The sequence below is a fragment of the Streptomyces viridochromogenes genome (assembly GCF_001270495.1).
Lineage (GTDB): Bacteria > Actinomycetota > Actinomycetes > Streptomycetales > Streptomycetaceae > Streptomyces > Streptomyces viridochromogenes_A.
The window spans coordinates 20,358-38,337 of sequence record NZ_LGUR01000072.1 but is presented as its reverse complement, the minus strand read 5'-3'; the positions used below and the strand labels follow the sequence as shown (position 1 = coordinate 38,337).

Annotated in this window: 17 protein-coding genes; 15 read left to right on the top strand and 2 right to left on the bottom strand. The window is 68.1% G+C overall.

What is annotated here, in order from left to right:
* Positions 1–145 precede the first annotated feature (145 nt).
* The 3 genes from ADK36_RS09000 (at position 146) to ADK36_RS08990 (ending at position 3,564) form a co-directional block, all read left to right on the top strand.
* A complete protein-coding gene (locus tag ADK36_RS09000; protein ID WP_048584539.1) occupies positions 146–1,702 on the top strand; it encodes a site-2 protease family protein in 1,557 nt (518 codons plus the stop codon).
* Between the two features lie 120 nt (positions 1,703–1,822).
* Positions 1,823–2,725, top strand: a complete 903-nt coding sequence (locus tag ADK36_RS08995) for a tRNA (adenine-N1)-methyltransferase (RefSeq protein WP_030053342.1) — start codon at positions 1,823–1,825, stop codon at positions 2,723–2,725.
* A 260-nt stretch (positions 2,726–2,985) separates the two neighbouring features.
* The gene (locus tag ADK36_RS08990) at positions 2,986–3,564 is read left to right on the top strand and encodes a hypothetical protein (RefSeq protein ID WP_048584538.1); all 579 of its coding nucleotides are present in this window, start codon (positions 2,986–2,988) and stop codon (positions 3,562–3,564) included.
* Between the two features lie 58 nt (positions 3,565–3,622).
* Here ADK36_RS08990 and ADK36_RS08985 read toward each other — a convergent pair whose 3' ends face one another.
* A complete protein-coding gene (locus ADK36_RS08985; protein WP_048584537.1) occupies positions 3,623–3,928 on the bottom strand; it encodes a ferredoxin in 306 nt (101 codons plus the stop codon).
* A gap of 245 nt (positions 3,929–4,173) precedes the next feature.
* On the opposite strand from ADK36_RS08985, the gene arc reads away from it, so the two are divergent.
* The 6 genes from arc to prcA all read left to right on the top strand — a co-directional run bounded on the left by arc (position 4,174) and on the right by prcA (position 10,392).
* Positions 4,174–5,940 carry a proteasome ATPase gene (gene arc / locus ADK36_RS08980; protein ID WP_048584536.1) on the top strand — a complete coding sequence of 589 codons (1,767 nt, stop codon included), beginning with the start codon at positions 4,174–4,176 and terminating at the stop codon, positions 5,938–5,940.
* 244 nt (positions 5,941–6,184) lie between these two features.
* A complete protein-coding gene (gene dop, locus ADK36_RS08975) occupies positions 6,185–7,696 on the top strand; it encodes a depupylase/deamidase Dop (protein ID WP_338060774.1) in 1,512 nt (503 codons plus the stop codon).
* Positions 7,697–7,895: 199 nt separating this feature from the next.
* On the top strand, positions 7,896–8,114 hold the full coding sequence (locus ADK36_RS08970; RefSeq protein ID WP_019757212.1) for a ubiquitin-like protein Pup: 219 nt from the start codon (positions 7,896–7,898) through the stop codon (positions 8,112–8,114).
* 45 nt (positions 8,115–8,159) lie between these two features.
* Complete coding sequence (locus ADK36_RS46000) at positions 8,160–8,765, top strand: endonuclease VII domain-containing protein (protein WP_078916510.1); 606 nt, start codon at positions 8,160–8,162, stop codon at positions 8,763–8,765.
* A complete protein-coding gene (gene prcB, locus ADK36_RS08965; protein WP_048584534.1) occupies positions 8,717–9,562 on the top strand; it encodes a proteasome subunit beta in 846 nt (281 codons plus the stop codon). The genes ADK36_RS46000 and prcB overlap by 49 nt, the downstream gene beginning before the upstream one ends.
* 59 nt (positions 9,563–9,621) lie before the next feature.
* Positions 9,622–10,392 carry a proteasome subunit alpha gene (gene prcA, locus ADK36_RS08960; protein WP_048584533.1) on the top strand — a complete coding sequence of 257 codons (771 nt, stop codon included), beginning with the start codon at positions 9,622–9,624 and terminating at the stop codon, positions 10,390–10,392.
* A gap of 72 nt (positions 10,393–10,464) precedes the next feature.
* On the opposite strand, the gene ADK36_RS08955 is transcribed toward prcA, so the two are convergent.
* Positions 10,465–11,481, bottom strand: coding sequence for a LacI family DNA-binding transcriptional regulator (locus ADK36_RS08955; RefSeq protein ID WP_048584532.1), 1,017 nt, complete (start codon positions 11,479–11,481; stop codon positions 10,465–10,467).
* A gap of 98 nt (positions 11,482–11,579) precedes the next feature.
* Here ADK36_RS08955 and ADK36_RS08950 point away from each other — a divergent pair, with 98 nt between their 5' ends.
* The 6 genes from ADK36_RS08950 to ADK36_RS08925 all read left to right on the top strand — a co-directional run bounded on the left by ADK36_RS08950 (position 11,580) and on the right by ADK36_RS08925 (position 17,942).
* Positions 11,580–12,839: an MFS transporter gene (locus ADK36_RS08950; protein ID WP_048584577.1), complete on the top strand. Its 1,260-nt coding sequence runs from the start codon at positions 11,580–11,582 to the stop codon at positions 12,837–12,839.
* Positions 12,840–12,848: 9 nt separating this feature from the next.
* The gene (gene pafA / locus ADK36_RS08945; protein WP_028801611.1) at positions 12,849–14,210 is read left to right on the top strand and encodes a Pup--protein ligase; all 1,362 of its coding nucleotides are present in this window, start codon (positions 12,849–12,851) and stop codon (positions 14,208–14,210) included.
* 128 nt (positions 14,211–14,338) lie between these two features.
* On the top strand, positions 14,339–15,349 hold the full coding sequence (locus ADK36_RS08940; protein ID WP_053196953.1) for an FKBP-type peptidyl-prolyl cis-trans isomerase: 1,011 nt from the start codon (positions 14,339–14,341) through the stop codon (positions 15,347–15,349).
* Positions 15,350–15,407: 58 nt separating this feature from the next.
* The gene (locus ADK36_RS08935) at positions 15,408–15,779 is read left to right on the top strand and encodes an FKBP-type peptidyl-prolyl cis-trans isomerase (protein ID WP_030053355.1); all 372 of its coding nucleotides are present in this window, start codon (positions 15,408–15,410) and stop codon (positions 15,777–15,779) included.
* 173 nt (positions 15,780–15,952) lie between these two features.
* On the top strand, positions 15,953–16,906 hold the full coding sequence (locus ADK36_RS08930; RefSeq protein WP_053196951.1) for a helix-turn-helix transcriptional regulator: 954 nt from the start codon (positions 15,953–15,955) through the stop codon (positions 16,904–16,906).
* A 19-nt stretch (positions 16,907–16,925) separates the two neighbouring features.
* Entirely contained in the window at positions 16,926–17,942 is a 1,017-nt protein-coding gene (locus ADK36_RS08925; RefSeq protein ID WP_053196949.1) for a helix-turn-helix transcriptional regulator, read from the top strand.
* The last annotated feature ends 38 nt before the right edge of the window (positions 17,943–17,980 follow it).

Genomic DNA, 17,980 nt, shown 5'->3' with positions numbered 1-17,980 from the left:
GTGACCCAGCCGCGGCCGTTACGGCTGGGACAGCCGGGGAAACAGAGAGGGGTGCCGGGGCGGAACACGCCGCGACGGCCGCATACCATCGACCCAGACCCATCCGCCCGGCAGGCGCGGACGACGCTTCGAACGAGGGGACACCGTGGACGAGAGCGGCGGGAGCGGGCAGCCGCGGTCCGGCACCGACGAGTCGGCCGAGGGCCGAGCAGACCGTAGGGCCCCGGCCACCGAACCCGCACGGCCCGACCCGGCCCCGACCGCCGAACAGCCCACGGACGGCCGCCCATTGGGCCCCGACCGGGACGACACCGCGCAGGAAGCCGCCCAGCCGCCCCTCCACGCCGAAGCACGCTCCGAGAACGACGCCCCCCCACAGGGCGCGGACAGCGACGACGAGGCCACCGACGGTGAGGCGCCCCAGCAGGCACAAGACGCCCCCGTCAACGACCCCGCGACCCGGCCGGCTCCCACCCACGCCCCCGACGCCCACGACCGCACCCTCGCCCACACCGGCACGACCAAGGGCCAACCGCCCCCGCGCCCCAAGGAACCCCGCGGCGGACTGCTCATGGGACGCCCCTTCGGCGTACCCGTATACGTCGCCCCCAGCTGGTTCCTCGTCGCCGCGCTCATCACCTGGGTGTTCGGCGGACAGCTCGACCGCGTCCTGCCCGAGCTCGGCGCCGCCCGCTACCTCGTCTCCCTCTTCTTCGCCGTCGCCTTCTACGCCTCCGTCCTCGTCCACGAACTCGCCCACACCGTCGCCGCACTCCGCTTCAAACTGCCCGTGCGCCGCATCCAGCTGCAGTTCTTCGGCGGAGTCTCCGAAATCGAGAAGGAGGCCGAGACACCCGGCCGCGAGTTCGTCCTCGCCTTCGTCGGACCACTGCTCTCCCTCGTCCTCGCCGGCGTCTTCTACGCCGCCATGCAGCCCGTCGAACCCGGCACCGTCCCCGGCGTCCTCCTGGCCGGCCTGATGATCTCCAACCTCATCGTCGCCGCCTTCAACCTGCTCCCGGGCCTCCCCCTCGACGGCGGCCGCATGCTCCGCGCCATCGTCTGGAAGATCACCGGCAAGCCCATGACCGGCACCATCGCCGCCGCCTGGGTCGGCCGCGCCCTCGCCGTCTCCGTCCTCGTCGGACTGCCCTGGCTCACCCAGTCCGGCGCCCTCGGCTCCGACGCCGTCGACAACGTCGGCATGGACACCGTCATGGACGCCCTGCTCGCCGCCATCCTCGCCGCGATCATCTGGACCGGCGCCGGCAACAGCCTCCGCATGGCCCGTCTGCGCGAACACCTCCCCGAACTACGCGCCCGCACCCTCACCCGCCGCGCCGTCCCCGTCGAGACCGACACCCCCCTCTCCGAAGCCCTGCGCCGCGCCAACGCCGCCGGCGCCCGCGCCCTCGTCGTCGTCGACGCCGACGGCAACCCCCTCTCCCTCGTCCGCGAGGCCGCCATCGTCGGCGTCCCCGAACACCGCCGCCCCTGGGTCGCCGTCAGCGGCCTCGCCCAGGACCTCACCGACGGCATGCGCGTCTCCGCCGAACTCGCGGGAGAGGACCTCCTGGACGCCCTGAGGGCCGCCCCCGCGACCGAATACCTGGTCGTGGAGGAGACCGGCGAGATCTACGGCGTCCTGTCCGCGGCCGACGTGGAACGCGCCTTCGTCAAGGCAATGGCAAGACCGGCCTGACCCCCCCGGGGCGCGGGGAACGGCGCGATCAACCACGACGGCGCGCAACCCCACCGCCTGGCGTCGACCCCCACACCCTCAGTGGCCAAGCCCCCGCCAGGGAACCGGTAGGCTGTTCACATGTCCGAACCGACCGGTGCCGCCCGCAGGCGCGGGCCCTTCAAGGTCGGGGACCAGGTTCAGCTGACCGACCCCAAGGGCCGCCACTACACGTTCACGCTCGAAGCCGGGAAGAACTTCCACACCCACAAGGGTTCCTTCCCGCACGACGAACTGATCGGCGCACCCGAGGGCAGCGTTGTCCGCACCACCGGGAACGTCGCCTACCTCGCGCTGCGCCCCCTGCTCCCCGACTACGTCCTGTCCATGCCCCGCGGCGCCGCCGTGGTCTACCCCAAGGACGCAGGGCAGATCCTCGCCTTCGCCGACATCTTCCCCGGCGCACGCGTCGTCGAAGCCGGCGTCGGCTCCGGATCGCTCAGCAGCTTCCTGCTGCGCGCCATCGGCGACCAGGGCATGCTGCACAGCTACGAGCGCCGCGAAGACTTCGCGGAGATCGCCCAGCAGAACGTCGAGCGCTACTTCGGCGGCCCCCACCCCGCCTGGCAGCTCACCGTCGGCGACCTCCAGGACAACCTGAGCGACACCGACGTCGACCGCGTCATCCTCGACATGCTCGCCCCCTGGGAGTGCCTGGAAGCCGTCTCCAAGGCCCTCGTCCCCGGCGGCATCCTCTGCTGCTACGTCGCCACCACCACCCAGCTCGCCCGGACCGTCGAGTCCATCCGCGAGATCGGCTGCTTCAACGAGCCGACCGCCTGGGAGACGATGATCCGCAACTGGCACATCGAGGGCCTCGCCGTCCGCCCCGACCACCGGATGATCGGCCACACCGGCTTCCTGCTCACCGCCCGCCGCCTCGCCGACGGAGTCGAGCCGCCCATGCGCCGCCGCCGCCCCGCCAAGGGCGCCTACGGCGAGGACTACGAAGGCCCCAACGCCGACGGAGGCGCCGGCCGCTGAGGCGGCCCGTGCCGCATCCAACGTACAAGCGCTGTGGTCGAGTTCCCGGAACGCCCCGGGAACTCGACCACAGCGCCTTTCTGTTGGCCCAACACCGACAACCCGCAAATCCGAACGTCGCACAACACCCGCACGCCCCCCACGCACCCCCAACCACCGAACACCAGCACCGGAACTCCACCCCGCCGTTCCCCCGCACTGTGACGTGTGGCACCATGCTGGCCACCCCACCGGCACAGCCCTCACAGGAGACGCTCCTAGTGCAGCAATCCGCCGTCCCGGAACTGGCACACACCCACACCCGCCCCATCCACTGGCTCGCCACCGCCACAGCGGTCGCCGGCGTCGTCGCCCTCTCCTCGGTCCTCCAGCCCAACTCGGCGACAGCGGCCCAGACAACCGGCCCGGACGCGAAACACGCCCCCGCGGCCCTCGCACCCCCCGACCCGGCACGCGCCGACTTCCCGCTCGAGTGCGGCCCGGTGAAAGCGATCGTGGTCAAGAAGGCCACCGGCGACCTGGACGGCGACGCCAGCCCCGAAACCGTGGTCGTCGTCCACTGCGACGCCCCCATGGGGACCCCGCCCGACGGCATCTACGTCCTCACCCACAGCGCCGGGACAACCACCCCCCGCGTCGCCGCCACCCTCGTCGACCCGAAGGACAGCACTACCGTCAGTGACATCACCGTCCGAGACGGCGCGGTCATCGCCGATCTGCTCGGCTACTCGTCCGACGACGTACCCCGGTGCTGCCCCGACGTGAAGAGCAGCGCGAAGTGGCAGTGGAAAAACGGCGCGTTCATCCGCTCGACACCCTCCGGCGCCCACAGCGTCTGACCCACGCCACCAGCACATGTGAGAAATCAGACAGTCGTAACACCCCGTACGCGCAAGGTCACTCGGCGTCCGGACCGTACACCTCGACCTTGTCCGAAACCCGACGCACATGGATGCAGTCGCCCGGACACTCCTTCGCCGAGTCCACCACATCCGTGAGAAGCGGCAACGGCACAGGCGTAGTGGCCCCCTTGGCCTGCAGCAGCTCGTCCTCGCCGCTCTTCACATACGCCAGACCATCGATGTCCAGCTCGAACACCTCCGGCGCGTACTGGGCACAGATGCCGTCACCAGTACAGAGATCCTGATCGATCCAGACCTCCAGCGCCCCGCCCTCGACCCCGGCCGCCTGCTCCACGCTCATCTCTCCTGCCGCTAGCTACGTCGAGCCGAACGGGAATCCGGCCAGCTCTGACGGGTGTTGAACGCTTCGAGCCTACCTGCGGCGGCTTCCCAATCATGTTCGGTGGGTATTCCCCTGGCGTGAGGGAGAGCGCAAGGGTGAAGATCGGACACACCCCTACAGTCTTTGTGATCTAGGGGTTTCAATCGACACCCACCCAGGTAGGGTCTGGAAGCGTCCAGCTCCCCTTGGAGGAGGTGAGGACCGTGGCAGCCCACGACGACGACATGAACCGCGGCATCCGCCCGGGACGAGGGTCCGACGACCCGGCCGGGCAGATCGCCTACCTTGAGCAGGAGATCGCCGTCCTGCGACGCAAGCTCGCCGACTCTCCGCGGCACACGAGGATTCTCGAAGAGCGGATCGTCGAGCTGCAGACCAACCTGGCCGGCGTGTCCGCACAGAACGAGCGACTCGCCAACACGCTCCGTGAGGCCCGCGACCAGATCGTGGCCCTCAAGGAAGAAGTCGACCGGCTCGCACAGCCGCCGGCCGGCTTCGGTGTCTTCCTGCAAGCCCTTGAGGACGGCACCGCCGACATCTTCACCGGAGGCCGCAAACTCCGCGTGAACGTCAGCCCGAGCGTCGAACTCGACGACCTCAGGCGCGGCCAGGAAGTAATGCTCAACGAAGCGCTCAACGTGGTCGAAGCCATGGAGTTCGAGCGCGTCGGGGACATCGTCACCCTCAAGGAGATCCTTGAGGACGGCGAGCGAGCCCTGGTGCTCGGGCACACCGACGAGGAACGGGTGGTACGGCTCGCCGAGCCGCTGCTGGACGTCACCATCCGACCCGGCGACGCCCTTCTGCTCGAACCCCGCTCCGGCTACGTCTACGAGATCGTTCCGAAGAGCGAGGTCGAGGAACTCGTCCTCGAAGAGGTCCCCGACATCGGCTACGAGCAGATCGGCGGCCTGGGCGGCCAGATCGAAATGATCCGCGACGCCGTCGAGCTCCCCTACCTCTACCCCGACCTGTTCAAGGAGCACGAACTGCGGCCGCCCAAGGGCGTCCTCCTGTACGGGCCCCCCGGATGCGGCAAGACACTCATCGCCAAAGCCGTCGCCAACTCGCTGGCCAAAAAGGTCGCCGAAGTCACCGGCCAAGCCCAGGGCAAGAGCTTCTTCCTCAACATCAAGGGACCCGAGCTCCTCAACAAATACGTCGGCGAGACCGAGCGGCAAATCCGCCTCGTCTTCCAGCGCGCACGAGAAAAGGCCAGTGAGGGCACACCCGTCATCGTCTTCTTCGACGAAATGGAATCCCTCTTCCGCACCCGCGGCTCCGGCGTCAGCTCCGACGTGGAAAACACCATCGTCCCGCAGCTGCTCGCCGAGATCGACGGCGTGGAGGGCCTGCAGAACGTGGTCGTGATCGGCGCCTCCAACCGCGAGGACATGATCGACCCCGCCATCCTGCGCCCCGGCCGCCTGGACGTGAAGATCAAGATCGAACGTCCCGACGCCGAGGCCGCCAAGGACATCTTCGGCAAGTACCTCACAGAACGCCTCCCCCTGCACTCCGAAGACCTCGGAGAACACGGTGGCAGCAGGACGACCACGGTCGAGAGCATGATCCAGACCGCCGTCGAACAGATGTACGCCGAATCCGAGGAAAACCGCTTCCTGGAAGTCACCTACGCCAACGGCGACAAGGAAGTCCTCTACTTCAAGGACTTCAACTCCGGCGCCATGATCGAAAACATCGTGGGCCGCGCCAAGAAAATGGCGATCAAGGACTTCCTCGAGCACAACCAGAAGGGCCTCCGCGTCTCCCACCTCCTCCAGGCCTGCGTGGACGAGTTCAAGGAGAACGAGGACCTGCCCAACACCACCAACCCCGACGACTGGGCCCGCATCTCCGGAAAGAAGGGCGAACGGATCGTCTACATCCGCACCCTCATCACCGGAAAGCAGGGCGCAGACACCGGACGCTCCATCGACACGGTGGCAAACACCGGTCAGTACCTGTAAAAGACAGGGCGGCTGCGGGTGCCCCCACCGGGTACCCGCAGCCGACTGTTTTTCCGGCCACCGCCGGAACAAAGGCGAGCAACGCAATGACGCAAATGATCTCCCCACCAGCGCAAAGGCGTTCTAGGCTCTTCCATACCGCCGAGTCGCGCAGTGCGGGGACGGGCACCGCACACGCACCGGAGCGCCAGCGGTACTTGAGCGGCGCCCCCGACCGAGGGCGCCGCCGGGCAAGGAGGGCCGCATGACCGTACGGCGAGTAATGGGCATCGAGACGGAGTACGGGATCTCCGTCCCCGGCCACCCCAACGCCAATGCCATGCTCACCTCATCCCAGATCGTCAACGCCTACGCGGCCGCGATGCACAGGGCCCGCCGGGCCCGCTGGGACTTCGAGGAGGAGAACCCGCTGCGCGACGCGCGAGGCTTCGACCTCGCCCGCGAGGCCGCCGACTCCAGCCAGCTCACCGACGAGGACATCGGCCTCGCCAACGTCATCCTCACCAACGGAGCACGCCTCTACGTCGACCACGCACACCCCGAATACAGCGCCCCCGAGGTCACCAACCCCCGGGACGCCGTCCTCTGGGACAAAGCCGGCGAACGCATCATGGCCGAAGCCGCCGAACGGGCGGCACAGCTACCCGGCGCCCAGCCCATCCACCTCTACAAGAACAACACCGACAACAAGGGCGCCTCCTACGGCACGCACGAGAACTACCTCATGAAGCGGGAAACCCCCTTCTCCGACATCGTGCGCCACCTCACCCCCTTCTTCGTCTCCCGCCAGGTCGTCACCGGCGCAGGCCGCGTCGGCATCGGCCAGGACGGTCACGAACACGGCTTCCAGCTCAGCCAGCGCGCCGACTACTTCGAGGTCGAGGTCGGGCTCGAAACCACCCTGAAGCGCCCCATCATCAACACCCGGGACGAGCCGCACGCCGACGCGGAAAAATACCGCCGCCTCCACGTGATCATCGGCGACGCGAACCTCTCCGAGATCTCGACCTATCTGAAGCTCGGAACGACGGCCCTGGTCCTGTCCATGATCGAGGACGGCTTCATCGCGGTGGACCTGGCCGTCGACCAGCCCGTCCGCACCCTCCACCAGGTATCCCACGACCCCTCACTCCAACGGCTCATCACCCTCCGTAGCGGCCGCACACTCACCGCGGTCCAGCTCCAGATGGAGTACTACGAGCTCTCGCGCAAATACGTGGAGGAGCGGTTCGGCGCCGACGCCGACGAACAGACCAAGGACGTCCTCAGCCGCTGGGAGGACACCCTCAACCGCCTGGAGAGGGACCCCATGAGCCTCGCCGGCGAACTCGACTGGGTCGCCAAACGCGAACTCATGGAGGGCTACCGACGCCGCGACGACCTCGACTGGGACGCCGCCAAGCTCCACCTCCTCGACCTCCAGTACGCCGACGTACGCCCCGACAAGGGCCTCTACAACCGCCTCGTGGCCCGCGGACGCATCAAGCGCCTCATGGACGAGGAAGCCGTCGAGCGGGCCAAGGCCAAGCCACCGGAGGACACCCGCGCGTACTTCCGCGGACGCTGCCTGGAGCAGTACGCCGACGACGTCGCCGCGGCCTCCTGGGACTCGGTCATCTTCGACCTCCCCGGCCGCGACTCCCTCCAACGCGTTCCAACCCTCGAACCCCTTCGCGGAACGCGAAATCACGTCAAGGAGCTCCTGGACCGCTGTCGCACGGCAGAAGACCTGGTCAGGGTCCTGTCAGGCGGCTGAGGGGTACTCGGAAGATGCCGACCGGACGTCGGCCGAACAGGGTGGAAAACCTGACGTCCGGGAATCATCGAGATGGCCCCCGTACGTTGGAGAAACTGCGGGGCCGATGTCAGACCCTGCTTGTAGGGTCTGATCATCATCGATCGGCAGGAAAGCCGACCTGTCGACCATGTCGGGCGAAATGAGCGGGGTGAGGGATATGGCAACCAAGGACACCGGCGGCGGACAGCAGAAGGCCACGCGCTCTACTGAGGAGGTCGAGGAGCAGGCGGCTGAGACGCAGGCTTCTGAGGACCTCAAGGAGCGGCAGGAGAAGCTGAGCGATGACGTCGACTCGGTTCTCGATGAGATCGACGACGTACTCGAGGAGAACGCCGAGGATTTCGTGCGCTCCTTCGTGCAGAAAGGTGGCCAGTAAAGGCCATTAGGTGCCTTGGCCTTCGAATTGAAGATAGGGGCGGGGTTGGTCGGTGGCCCGGACGCGAGGCAGTGCAGGAGATGCAAAAGGAGCTTGTCTCTTTCAGCCTTCGCGAAGAACGGAGATCGGCCCGATGGCCTTCAGGTGTGGTGTCGGGAGTGCGTGGCTGAGTACGGTGCCACGCGCTACCGGCCCCGCCGGGAGGCTATGGGGAAGCAGGTGCGGGAGAAGGTGGATGCTCCGGCTGGGCACAAGCTCTGCCGGACGTGTGGTGAGGTCAAGTCCCACAGTGAATGGCATCGCAATGGGACGGCACCGGACGGCCTGTCGACACGCTGTAAGGCGTGTCGGGCCGTCCGGGGGCGGCAAGACCATTTGTGGCGCAAGTACGGCATCACCGAAGCCGAGCGCGACGAGTTGGTCGCCTCTCAAGGGGGCGTCTGCTGCATATGTTTGGCTGCTCTGCCCGAGCATGTGGATCACTGCCACGAGACGGGTAGGGTCCGTGGCGTACTGTGCTTCAGCTGCAACGCCGCACTGGGGCAGTTCAAGGATCGGCCCGACGTCATAAGGCGGGCTGCTGCTTACGTGGAAGGAATCGCGTGGAAGCCAACACTCGTAGCACCGGGCGTCTACCAGCTGCCTTCCTGACGCCTGGGTCGTCCTCGTTCATGGATTTTCTCTCGGAGCACCAGCCCGAGATGCTGCCCGGTAACCGTCAACTCCCGCCCACGCAGGGCGTGATCGAGGCGCCGCACGGCACCACGATCGTGGCCGCGACGTTCCCCGGCGGTGTCGTGCTGGCCGGTGACCGGCGGGCGACCATGGGGAACGTCATCGCGCAGCGCGATATCGAGAAGGTGTTTCCGGCCGACGAGTACTCGGCCGTCGGTATCGCCGGTACCGCTGGTCTGGCCGTCGAGATGGTGAAGCTCTTCCAGTTGGAGCTGGAGCACTTCGAGAAGGTCGAGGGTGCTCAGCTGTCGCTGGAGGGTAAGGCGAACCGGCTGTCGACCATGATCCGGTCGAATCTGGGGATGGCGATGCAGGGGCTGGCCGTGGTGCCGCTGTTCGCGGGGTATGACGTGGATCGGGAGAAGGGGCGGATCTTCTCCTACGACGTCACCGGTGGTCGTTCCGAGGAGCAGGGGTACGCCGCCACCGGGTCGGGGTCGATCTTCGCGCGTGGTGCCATGAAGAAGCTCTTCCGTAATGACCTGACTGAGGCCGAGGCCACGACGCTGGTCGTGCAGGCCCTGTATGACGCGGCTGACGACGACTCGGCGACCGGTGGTCCCGATGTCGCCCGCCGGATCTACCCGATCGTCACGGTGATCACTGACGACGGTTTCCGCCGGCTCACCGATGATGAGTCCTCGGAGATCGCCCGTTCCATTCTGGAGCGTCGTCTGGAGCAGCCTGACGGCCCGCGGGCCGCGCTGCTGTAGCGGCGGTTCGGTCTTGTCCACGTGATCCTGTGACTTCGACAGAAAGGGACGGATAACCGGTGTCGACGCCGTTCTATGTCTCCCCCCAGCAGGCCATGGCCGACCGGGCGGAGTACGCCCGTAAGGGCATCGCGCGTGGTCGCAGCCTGGTTGTGCTGCAGTATGCCGACGGCATCGTGTTCGTCGGCGAGAACCCGTCCCGTGCGCTGCACAAGTTCAGCGAGATCTATGACCGGATCGGTTTCGCGGCCGCCGGTAAGTACAACGAGTACGAGAATCTGCGGATCGGTGGTGTGCGGTACGCCGATCTTCGTGGTTACACCTATGACCGTGATGATGTGACGGCTCGTGGCCTGGCGAACGTCTATGCGCAGACGCTGGGCACGATCTTCTCTTCGGCTGCGGAGAAGCCGTACGAGGTGGAGCTGGTTGTCGCCGAGGTGGGTGAGACGCCTGAGGGTGACCAGATTTACCGGCTGCCGCATGACGGTTCGATCGTGGACGAGCACGGTTCGGTCGCGGTCGGTGGTAATGCCGAGCTGATCAGTAATTTCCTTGACCAGCGGCATGAGGACGGGATGAGCCTCGCCGAGGCGCTCAAGCTGGCGGTGCAGGCTCTGTCCCGCGAGTCGAACGGTACGCAGCGGGAGATTCCCGCGGAGCGGCTGGAGGTCGCGGTGCTGGACCGTACGCGTCCGCAGTCGCGCAAGTTCAAGCGCATCGTGGGTCGTCAGCTGGCGCGGCTGTTGGAGGCCAACGGTGCGTCCACTGAGGCCGAGAGTGCCGACAACGGAGAGGACTCGGAGGAGTCCGGTAGTTCCGAGGAGTAGTCCCACTTCGCCCCGCTTGTGTTGTGCCCCGGCCGAATCTCTCGGTCGGGGCACAGGCGTTCCCGGGGGGCTTCACGGCGCGCTGGGCGGGGCTGTGGAGCCCCGTACGACGAGTTCGACGGGGATGTCGCCCTCCTCGGGTTCGCGGCCTTCCAGGACGGCCAGGAGGGCTTGCATGCCGCGTTCGCCGAAGAGTTCGGCGTCGAGTCGGACGGTGGTGAGTTCGGGGTCGATGGCGGTGGCGAGGGCGAGGTCGTCGAGGCCGGTGATGGAGAGGTCGTCGGGGATGCGTAGTCCGAGGCGTCGTGCGGCTTTGTAGGCGCCGGCGGCGAGTTTGTCGTCGTCGCAGACGATGGCGGTGGGGCGGGGGCCTTTGGCGGCGAGGGCGGTTTCCGTGGCGGTGCGGGCGTCTTCGATGGAGATGGGTGCGCGGACGGTGAGCAGTGACGTGCCGGGGACGTCGCCGATTCGTGCGGCGAGTTCGTGTGCGCGTACTTCGAACGTCCAGGACGCCACGTCGGCCGCGAGGTGGAGGAAGCGTCGGTGGCCCAGGCCCAGCAGGTGGTCGGTGACCTGGCGGATGCCGTCGGTGATGTCGAGGTTGACTGTGGCGGCGCCGAGGCTGCCCGCCGGGTCGCTGTCCAGCATGACGAGGGGGAGCTGGTCGCCGCGGATGGCGGTGAGGGCGTCGGCGGCCATGGAGGAGGCGATGATGCCGTCGAGGGCGGCTTGGGCGGAGGCGAAGGGGTTGCGGGCGGGGCCGATGCCTTCGGGGGAGGGGTAGAGGACGACGCCGAAGCCGTGTTGGGCGGCGATGCGGGCGGCGCCGGTGTAGACGCCGGCGAAGAATTCGGTGGTGAGCGCGGGGACTACGAGCAGTACGGTGCGGGTGTGGCCGAGGCGTAGGTTGCGGGCGGCGAGGTTGGGTCGGTAGCCGAGTTCGCGGGCGGCCTCGCGGACGCGTTCGGCGGTGGTTTCGGAGACTCGTCCGCGCCATTTGTCGCCGAGTACGAGGGAGACCGCGGCTTGGGAGACGCCTGCTGCTTGGGCGACGTCTCGGCTGGTGGGTCGGGTGCTGCCGTGTGCCACCGTCCGCCTGCTCCTTTGTCTGGACTCTTGAACAGCGCACATGGTACGTATGACGGACGACGTTATACGTAAAACCTATGCGGAGGGCGGCGCGGCTGATGACCGGCGCATACCTGGAGGTCCTCAGGGCGAGGCATGCCGGCCGGCTGCTGGTCGGCACGCTTGTGGGGCGGCTGCCGAACGCGGTGGCCGCGCTCGCGATCGTGCTGTTCGTGCGCGCGGAGGGGGGTTCGTACAGTCTGGCCGGGGGGCTGGCGGCGGTGTACGGGGTCGCCAACGCGGTGGGGCAGCCGGTGCTGGGGCGGCTGGTGGACATGTACGGGCAGCCGCGGGTGCAGCTGCCGGCGGCGGTCGCCTCGGCCGTCGCGATGGCCGGGTTCGCCTTCGTGGGCATCGGGGCGCTGCCGCTCGCCTACGCGGCCGTGGCGGCCGCCGGGCTGTTCACGCCGCCTCTGGAGGGTGGTCTGCGGGCGCTGTGGTCGTCGGTCCTCCACAAGGAGGGCCAGGTGCATGCGGCGTATGCGATGGACGCGGTGGCCCAGGAAGTCATGTTCACGGTCGGACCGTTGTTGCTGACGCTGTGTGCGTCGTTGTGGTCGGCGCAGGTGGCGTTGCTCGTCGTGAACGTCATCGGGGTGCTGGGTGCGCTGTCGGTGGTGGTGTCGCCGCCTTCGCGCGCGTGGCGTTCGGCGCCGCGTGAGGCGCACTGGCTGGGGGCGTTGCGTTCGTCCGGGTTGCTGGCGCTGCTGGCCTCGTTCCTGTTCATCGGGATGGCGCTCGGGTCGATCGCGGTCGCGGCCGTGTCGTACGCGGACGGAAACGGCGGGGACGTGGTGTACGGCTGGTTGATGGCGGGCGTGGGGCTGGGTGCGCTGGTCGGTGGTGTGGTGTACGGGGCGCGGCAGTGGGCTGGTGAGCCGGCGCGGCGACTGCGCCTGCTGGTGGCGCTTCTGGCGGTGTGTTATCTGCCGTTGATGCTGATGCCGGGTGTGGTGGCGATGACGTTGCTGGCGGTGCTCGCGGGGGTGTTTCTCGCGCCGTGCATCGCTTGTGCGTTCGTGCTGGTCGACCGGCATGCGCCGCGCGGGACGGTCACCGAGGCGTTCTCGTGGCTTGTGACGACGTTCACGGTGGGTGCGTCGGTGGGAACGGGCCTGGCGGGGCCGGTCGTCGAGGCGGGCGGAACGCTGTGGGGGTTCGCCGTGCCGAGTGCCGCGGGGGCGGTGTCGTTGCTGGTCCTGCTGGCCACGGGAGGGGTCCTCGCAGCTCCCGCGAGGGGTGCGGTGGTTGCGGCTTCATCGGAAAATGATCCAAACCGTGCTGTCGAACCCCGTTTCAGCTCGGGGGATCGGGCGTAATGTTCAGTCATGGACCGCCGCATTTTCGGGCTGGAGAACGAGTACGGCGTCACGTGCACGTTCAGGGGACAGCGCCGCCTGTCGCCTGACGAGGTGGCGCGGTACCTCTTCCGCCGTGTCGTGTCATGGGGCCGTAGCAGCAATGTCTTTCTGCGTAACGGCGCCCGCCTGTATCTCGACGTGGGCTCACATCCGGAATACGCGACACCCGAATGTGACAACGTGACCGAACTGGTCACCCACGACAAAGCAGGCGAGCGCATTCTCGAAGGACTCCTGGTGGACGCGGAACGACGCCTGCACGAGGAGGGAATCGCGGGCGACGTCTACCTCTTCAAGAACAACACCGACTCGGCGGGCAACTCGTACGGATGCCACGAGAACTATCTGGTGGCACGCCATGGCGAGTTCTCCCGGCTCGCGGACATCCTCATCCCGTTCCTTGTCACCCGGCAGTTGCTGTGTGGCGCCGGGAAGGTGCTGCAGACTCCGCGTGGTGCGGTGTACTGCGTCAGTCAGCGGGCGGAGCACATCTGGGAGGGCGTCTCCTCGGCGACGACCCGTTCCCGGCCGATCATCAACACGCGTGACGAGCCGCACGCGGATGCCGAGCGTTACCGGCGGCTGCATGTGATCGTGGGCGACTCGAACATGTCCGAGACGACCATGCTGCTCAAGGTCGGCGCGACCGATCTGGTGCTGCGCATGATCGAGGCGGGCACGGTGATGCGCGATCTGACCCTGGAGAACCCGATCCGGGCGATCCGCGAGGTCAGCCACGACATCACGGGTCGCCGCAAGGTGCGCCTGGCCAGTGGCCGGGAGGCATCGGCGCTGGAGGTGCAGCGCGAGTACTACGAGAAGGCCGTGGACTTCTGCGAGCGCCGCGGCATTCGCACGGGCACGGTCGAGCAGGTCCTGGAGCTGTGGGGTCGCACGCTGGACGCGATCGAGGCCGAGGACCTCGACCGGATCGGTACCGAGATCGACTGGGTCATGAAGTACAAGCTCATCGAGCGGTACCGGGCCAAGCACAACATGACCATGTCGCATCCGCGGGTCGCGCAGATAGACCTCGCCTACCACGACATCCACCGTCGTCGTGGCCTGTACTACCTACTGGAGAAGAAGGGGCAAGCCGCCCGTATCTGCAACGACTTGAAGATCTTCGAGGGCAAGTCTGTTCCGCCGCAGACCACTCGGGCCCGGCTGCGCGGTGATTTCATCCGCAGGGCCCAGGAACAGCGCCGGGACTTCACCGTCGACTGGGTGCATCTCAAGCTCAACGACCAGGCGCAGCGCACGGTGTTGTGCAAGGACCCGTTCCGTTCGGTGGACGATCGGGTGGAGAAACTCATCGCCGGTATGTGAGCGACGGGTTCCGGCGGAATTTCCGGAACGCAACGCGGGCGCCGTACGTTTCCCGTACGGCGCCCTTCTCACGCCGTAGAGTTGCGCGCACGCCATCCACAAGATCGACCGATTACGAGGCTCTCACCGTGCGCCGACGCTCACTTCTCATCGCCGTACCCGCAGGAATGGTCACGCTCGCCGCATGCGGCGATGACAAGGACGACTCGAGCAAGGCGAGCGACAGTGCGTCGCCCTCGGCTCCGGCGACATCGGCGGCTCCGGCGCCGAAGATCGTGGACGGTCCGCTGCCGGCGATCACCGCGGGCACGAAGTTCGGGGAGAAGCCGACGGTCGCCAAGGGCAGCGGAGAGCCGTCGAAGGACCTGGCGGTGCGGACGGTCATCGCGGGTAGCGGCCGGACGATGGCGGAGAACGACTTCGTCGTGGCCAACTATCTCGGTCAGATCTGGGCCACCGGCAAGTCCTTCGACAACTCCTACGACTCCAAGAAGCCGCTGCTGATCCAGCTCACCCAGGGCCGTGTCATCGACGGCTGGCGGTACGGTCTGGCGGGGCGGAAGGCGGGCAGCCGGGTCGAGATGGCCATCCCGCCGACCTGGGGTTACGGCCCGCAGGGCAATCAGGACGCGGGTATCAAGGGGACCGACACGCTGGTCTTCGTCATCGACGTCGAGGAGACGTTCAACGCCAAGAGCTCGGCCGAGGGCAAGGCGGTGGCGCAGGACAACATCGATCTGCCCAAGATCGGCACCAACACCGACGGCAAGGCGCCGTCGGTCACCGTCCCCAAGTCGGACGCGCCGACCAAGCTGGTGTCGGCCTATGTCCTGGAGGGCGACGGCGCCGAGGTCAAGGCGGAGCAGACCGTCCTGTGCCAGTTCAAGGGCGTGGTCTGGGACAGCGGCAAGGAGTTCGAGTCGTCCTACAAGCAGGGGCAGCTGAGCCAGTTCGCGCTGCCGCAGATGCAGCAGGTCGTGAAGGGGCTGGCGCAGGGTTTGACCGGGAAGAAGGTGGGCAGCCGGGTGCTGGTCGTCGTACCCCCGGACCTGGCGTACGGCGACACCCCGCCGAGTGGCGGTGTCATCAAGAAGGGCTCCACTCTGGTCTTCTCGGTCGACATCCTGGCGGCGATGTAGCCGGGCCCGGGTGTAAGACTGTGCCGTTGCCTTTCCACAACCAGCAGGAGCGTAAGAAGTGAGCATCGACAAGCCCGAGATCGACTTCCCGGGTGGCGAGCCCCCGGCGGACCTCGAGATCAAGGACATCTGGGAGGGCGACGGCGCGGTTGCGCAGGCGGGCCAGACCGTCACCGTGCACTACGTGGGTGTGGCCTTCAGCACGGGCGAGGAGTTCGACGCCAGCTGGAACCGTGGTACGCCGTTCCGCTTCCCGCTGGGTGGCGGCCGCGTCATCAAGGGCTGGGACCAGGGTGTGCAGGGCATGAAGGTCGGCGGCCGCCGCCAGCTGACCATCCCGGCCCACCTCGCCTACGGCAACCAGAGCCCGACCCCGGCGATCAAGCCCGGCGAGACCCTGATCTTCGTGGTCGACCTGCTCGGTGTCTGATCGTCGCCTCTGATCGGCGCACGTCGGATCGGCGTACGGCTGATCGGTGTACGACCGGACCCGACTACCTGGGGCCCATGCCTGTCCGCGCATGGGCCCTCGGCTTTTGCCAGGCCACCGCGGAGCGGTACGGTCATCGTCCGTAAGCTTCATAGGGAAGGCGAAGGGCGTCGATGGCCATTGCCAAGGCCGAGCGGCTCATGAACCTGGCGCTGTGTCTGCTCGGGACGCGGCGGCCGCTGAGCAAGCGCGAGCTGCGTGAGTCCATCGAGGCCTATCTGGAGGCCGGCTCCGACGACTCCTTCAACCGGATGTTCGAGCGCGACAAGGACGATCTGCGCGAGCTCGGTCTGGTCATCGAGACGGTGGAGAACCTCGACGGCGAGGTCGGCTATCTGGCCCGCCGGGACAGCAACCGCCTCCCGCCCATCACCCTGGACGCCGAGGAGGCCGCCGCTCTGGGGCTGGCGGCCAAGGTGTGGCAGCAGGTCCGGCTCGCGGGCGCGGCCAGCGGCGCCCTGCAGAAGCTGCGCGCGGCGGGGCTGCCCGAGGATGTCGACCCCTACGAGGCGCATGGCGCGCTGGAGCCCCGGATCCCGGTGCACGAGGCCGCGTTCGAGCCGCTGATGCTGGCCTGCCGCGACCGCCGCCCCGTCCTCTTCGACTACCGCAAGGCCACCGCCGCCCGTCCCGAGCCCCGGCATGTCGAGCCGTGGGCGCTGGAGTGCTGGCGCGGCCACTGGTATCTGGCGGGCTGGGACCGGGACCGCGGCGCGGAGCGCGTGTTCCGGTTGTCCCGGATCACGGGCAAGGTGCGTTCGCGTGGCGCGCGGTTCACCGCACCGGTCCCCGATGTGGTCACCGTGCGGGAGACCGTGGCGGGCTGGGCGGGGGAGACCGCCGACCGTTCCGCGCTGATCCGGCTGCGTACGGGCGCGGGGTACCCCCTTCGGGCGAAGGCCACGGCGGTGCGGGAACTCGGGGACGGCTGGGACGAGTTGGAGATTCCGTACGGCCACGGGCTGGATGCGTGGCTGGTGGAGTTCGGGCCCGACGTGGTGGTCCTGGAGCCCGCGGAGTTGCGGGCCGATGTGGTGGACCGGCTGCGTGCCGTGGCCAAGGGCTGAGGGGGAGCGGAGCAAGACAGTGGCAGGCAAACCGGTTCGGCCCGTCAATGCCATCGACCAGACCCGGCGGATGCTTTCGCTGGTGACGTATCTGAGGGAGCGTCCGGGTGCCCGCGTCGAGGACGTGGCGCGTGCCTTCGGTATCTCCGAGGACGAGCTGGTCTCGGATCTCGACGTGCTGCCCATGTGCGGGACCAGCTTCCGTGGCGGTGACCTGCTCGACATCGACACCGACGGTGAGCGCATCTGGTGGCACAACCCCGACGACGTCGCCGAGCCGCTGCGGCTCGCCGCAGACGAGGCCACCGCGCTGCTGGTGGCGGCGCGGGCCGTGTCCACGCTGCCTGGACTGCGCGAGAGCGACCGGCAGGCGTTGCTGCGGGCGACCGCCAAGGTGGAGACCGCGGCCGGGGAGGCGGCCGGCGCCAGCTCCCGGCTGTCGGTGACCTTCGAGTCCGAGGGTGGCGTCTTCGCCGATGTCGACCGCGCGATCTCCGAGCGGCGCCGGCTGTGGATCCGCTACTACTCGCCCGCCCGGGACGAGGTCACCGAGCGCGAGATCGACCCGATCCGCCTGGTCAGCGTCGGCCACACCTACGTCGAGGCATGGTGCCGCCGCTCCGAGGCGCGCCGCACCTTCCGGCTCGACCGGGTTGCCGAGATCAAGATCCTCGACGAGCCGTCCGCGGCCCCCGAGATCGAGCTGCGGGACCTTTCCGAGGGGCTGGTGCAGCCCGCCGCGGAGGATCCCGAGGTCGTCGTCGAGGTAGGCCCGGGCGGACGCTGGGTGGCCGAGTACTACCCGCACGACAGCGCGGATGAGCTGGCGGACGGCGGGCTGCGTATCACTCTGCGCACCCCTGACCCGGCGTCGCTGCGACGCCTGGCGCTGCGGCTCGGGCGGGACGGCCGGATCGTCTCGCCGTCCGAGCTGGCCGACAGCGCCCGGCAGGCGGCCCGCGAGGCGCTGGCCGCGTACGACGGAGTCGAGGCGCACGACGCTCACGGGGCGCGCTCGGTGGACGACGGACAGTAGGACGGGTCGGTAGGGCAGGCCGGTAGAACAGGCCGGTG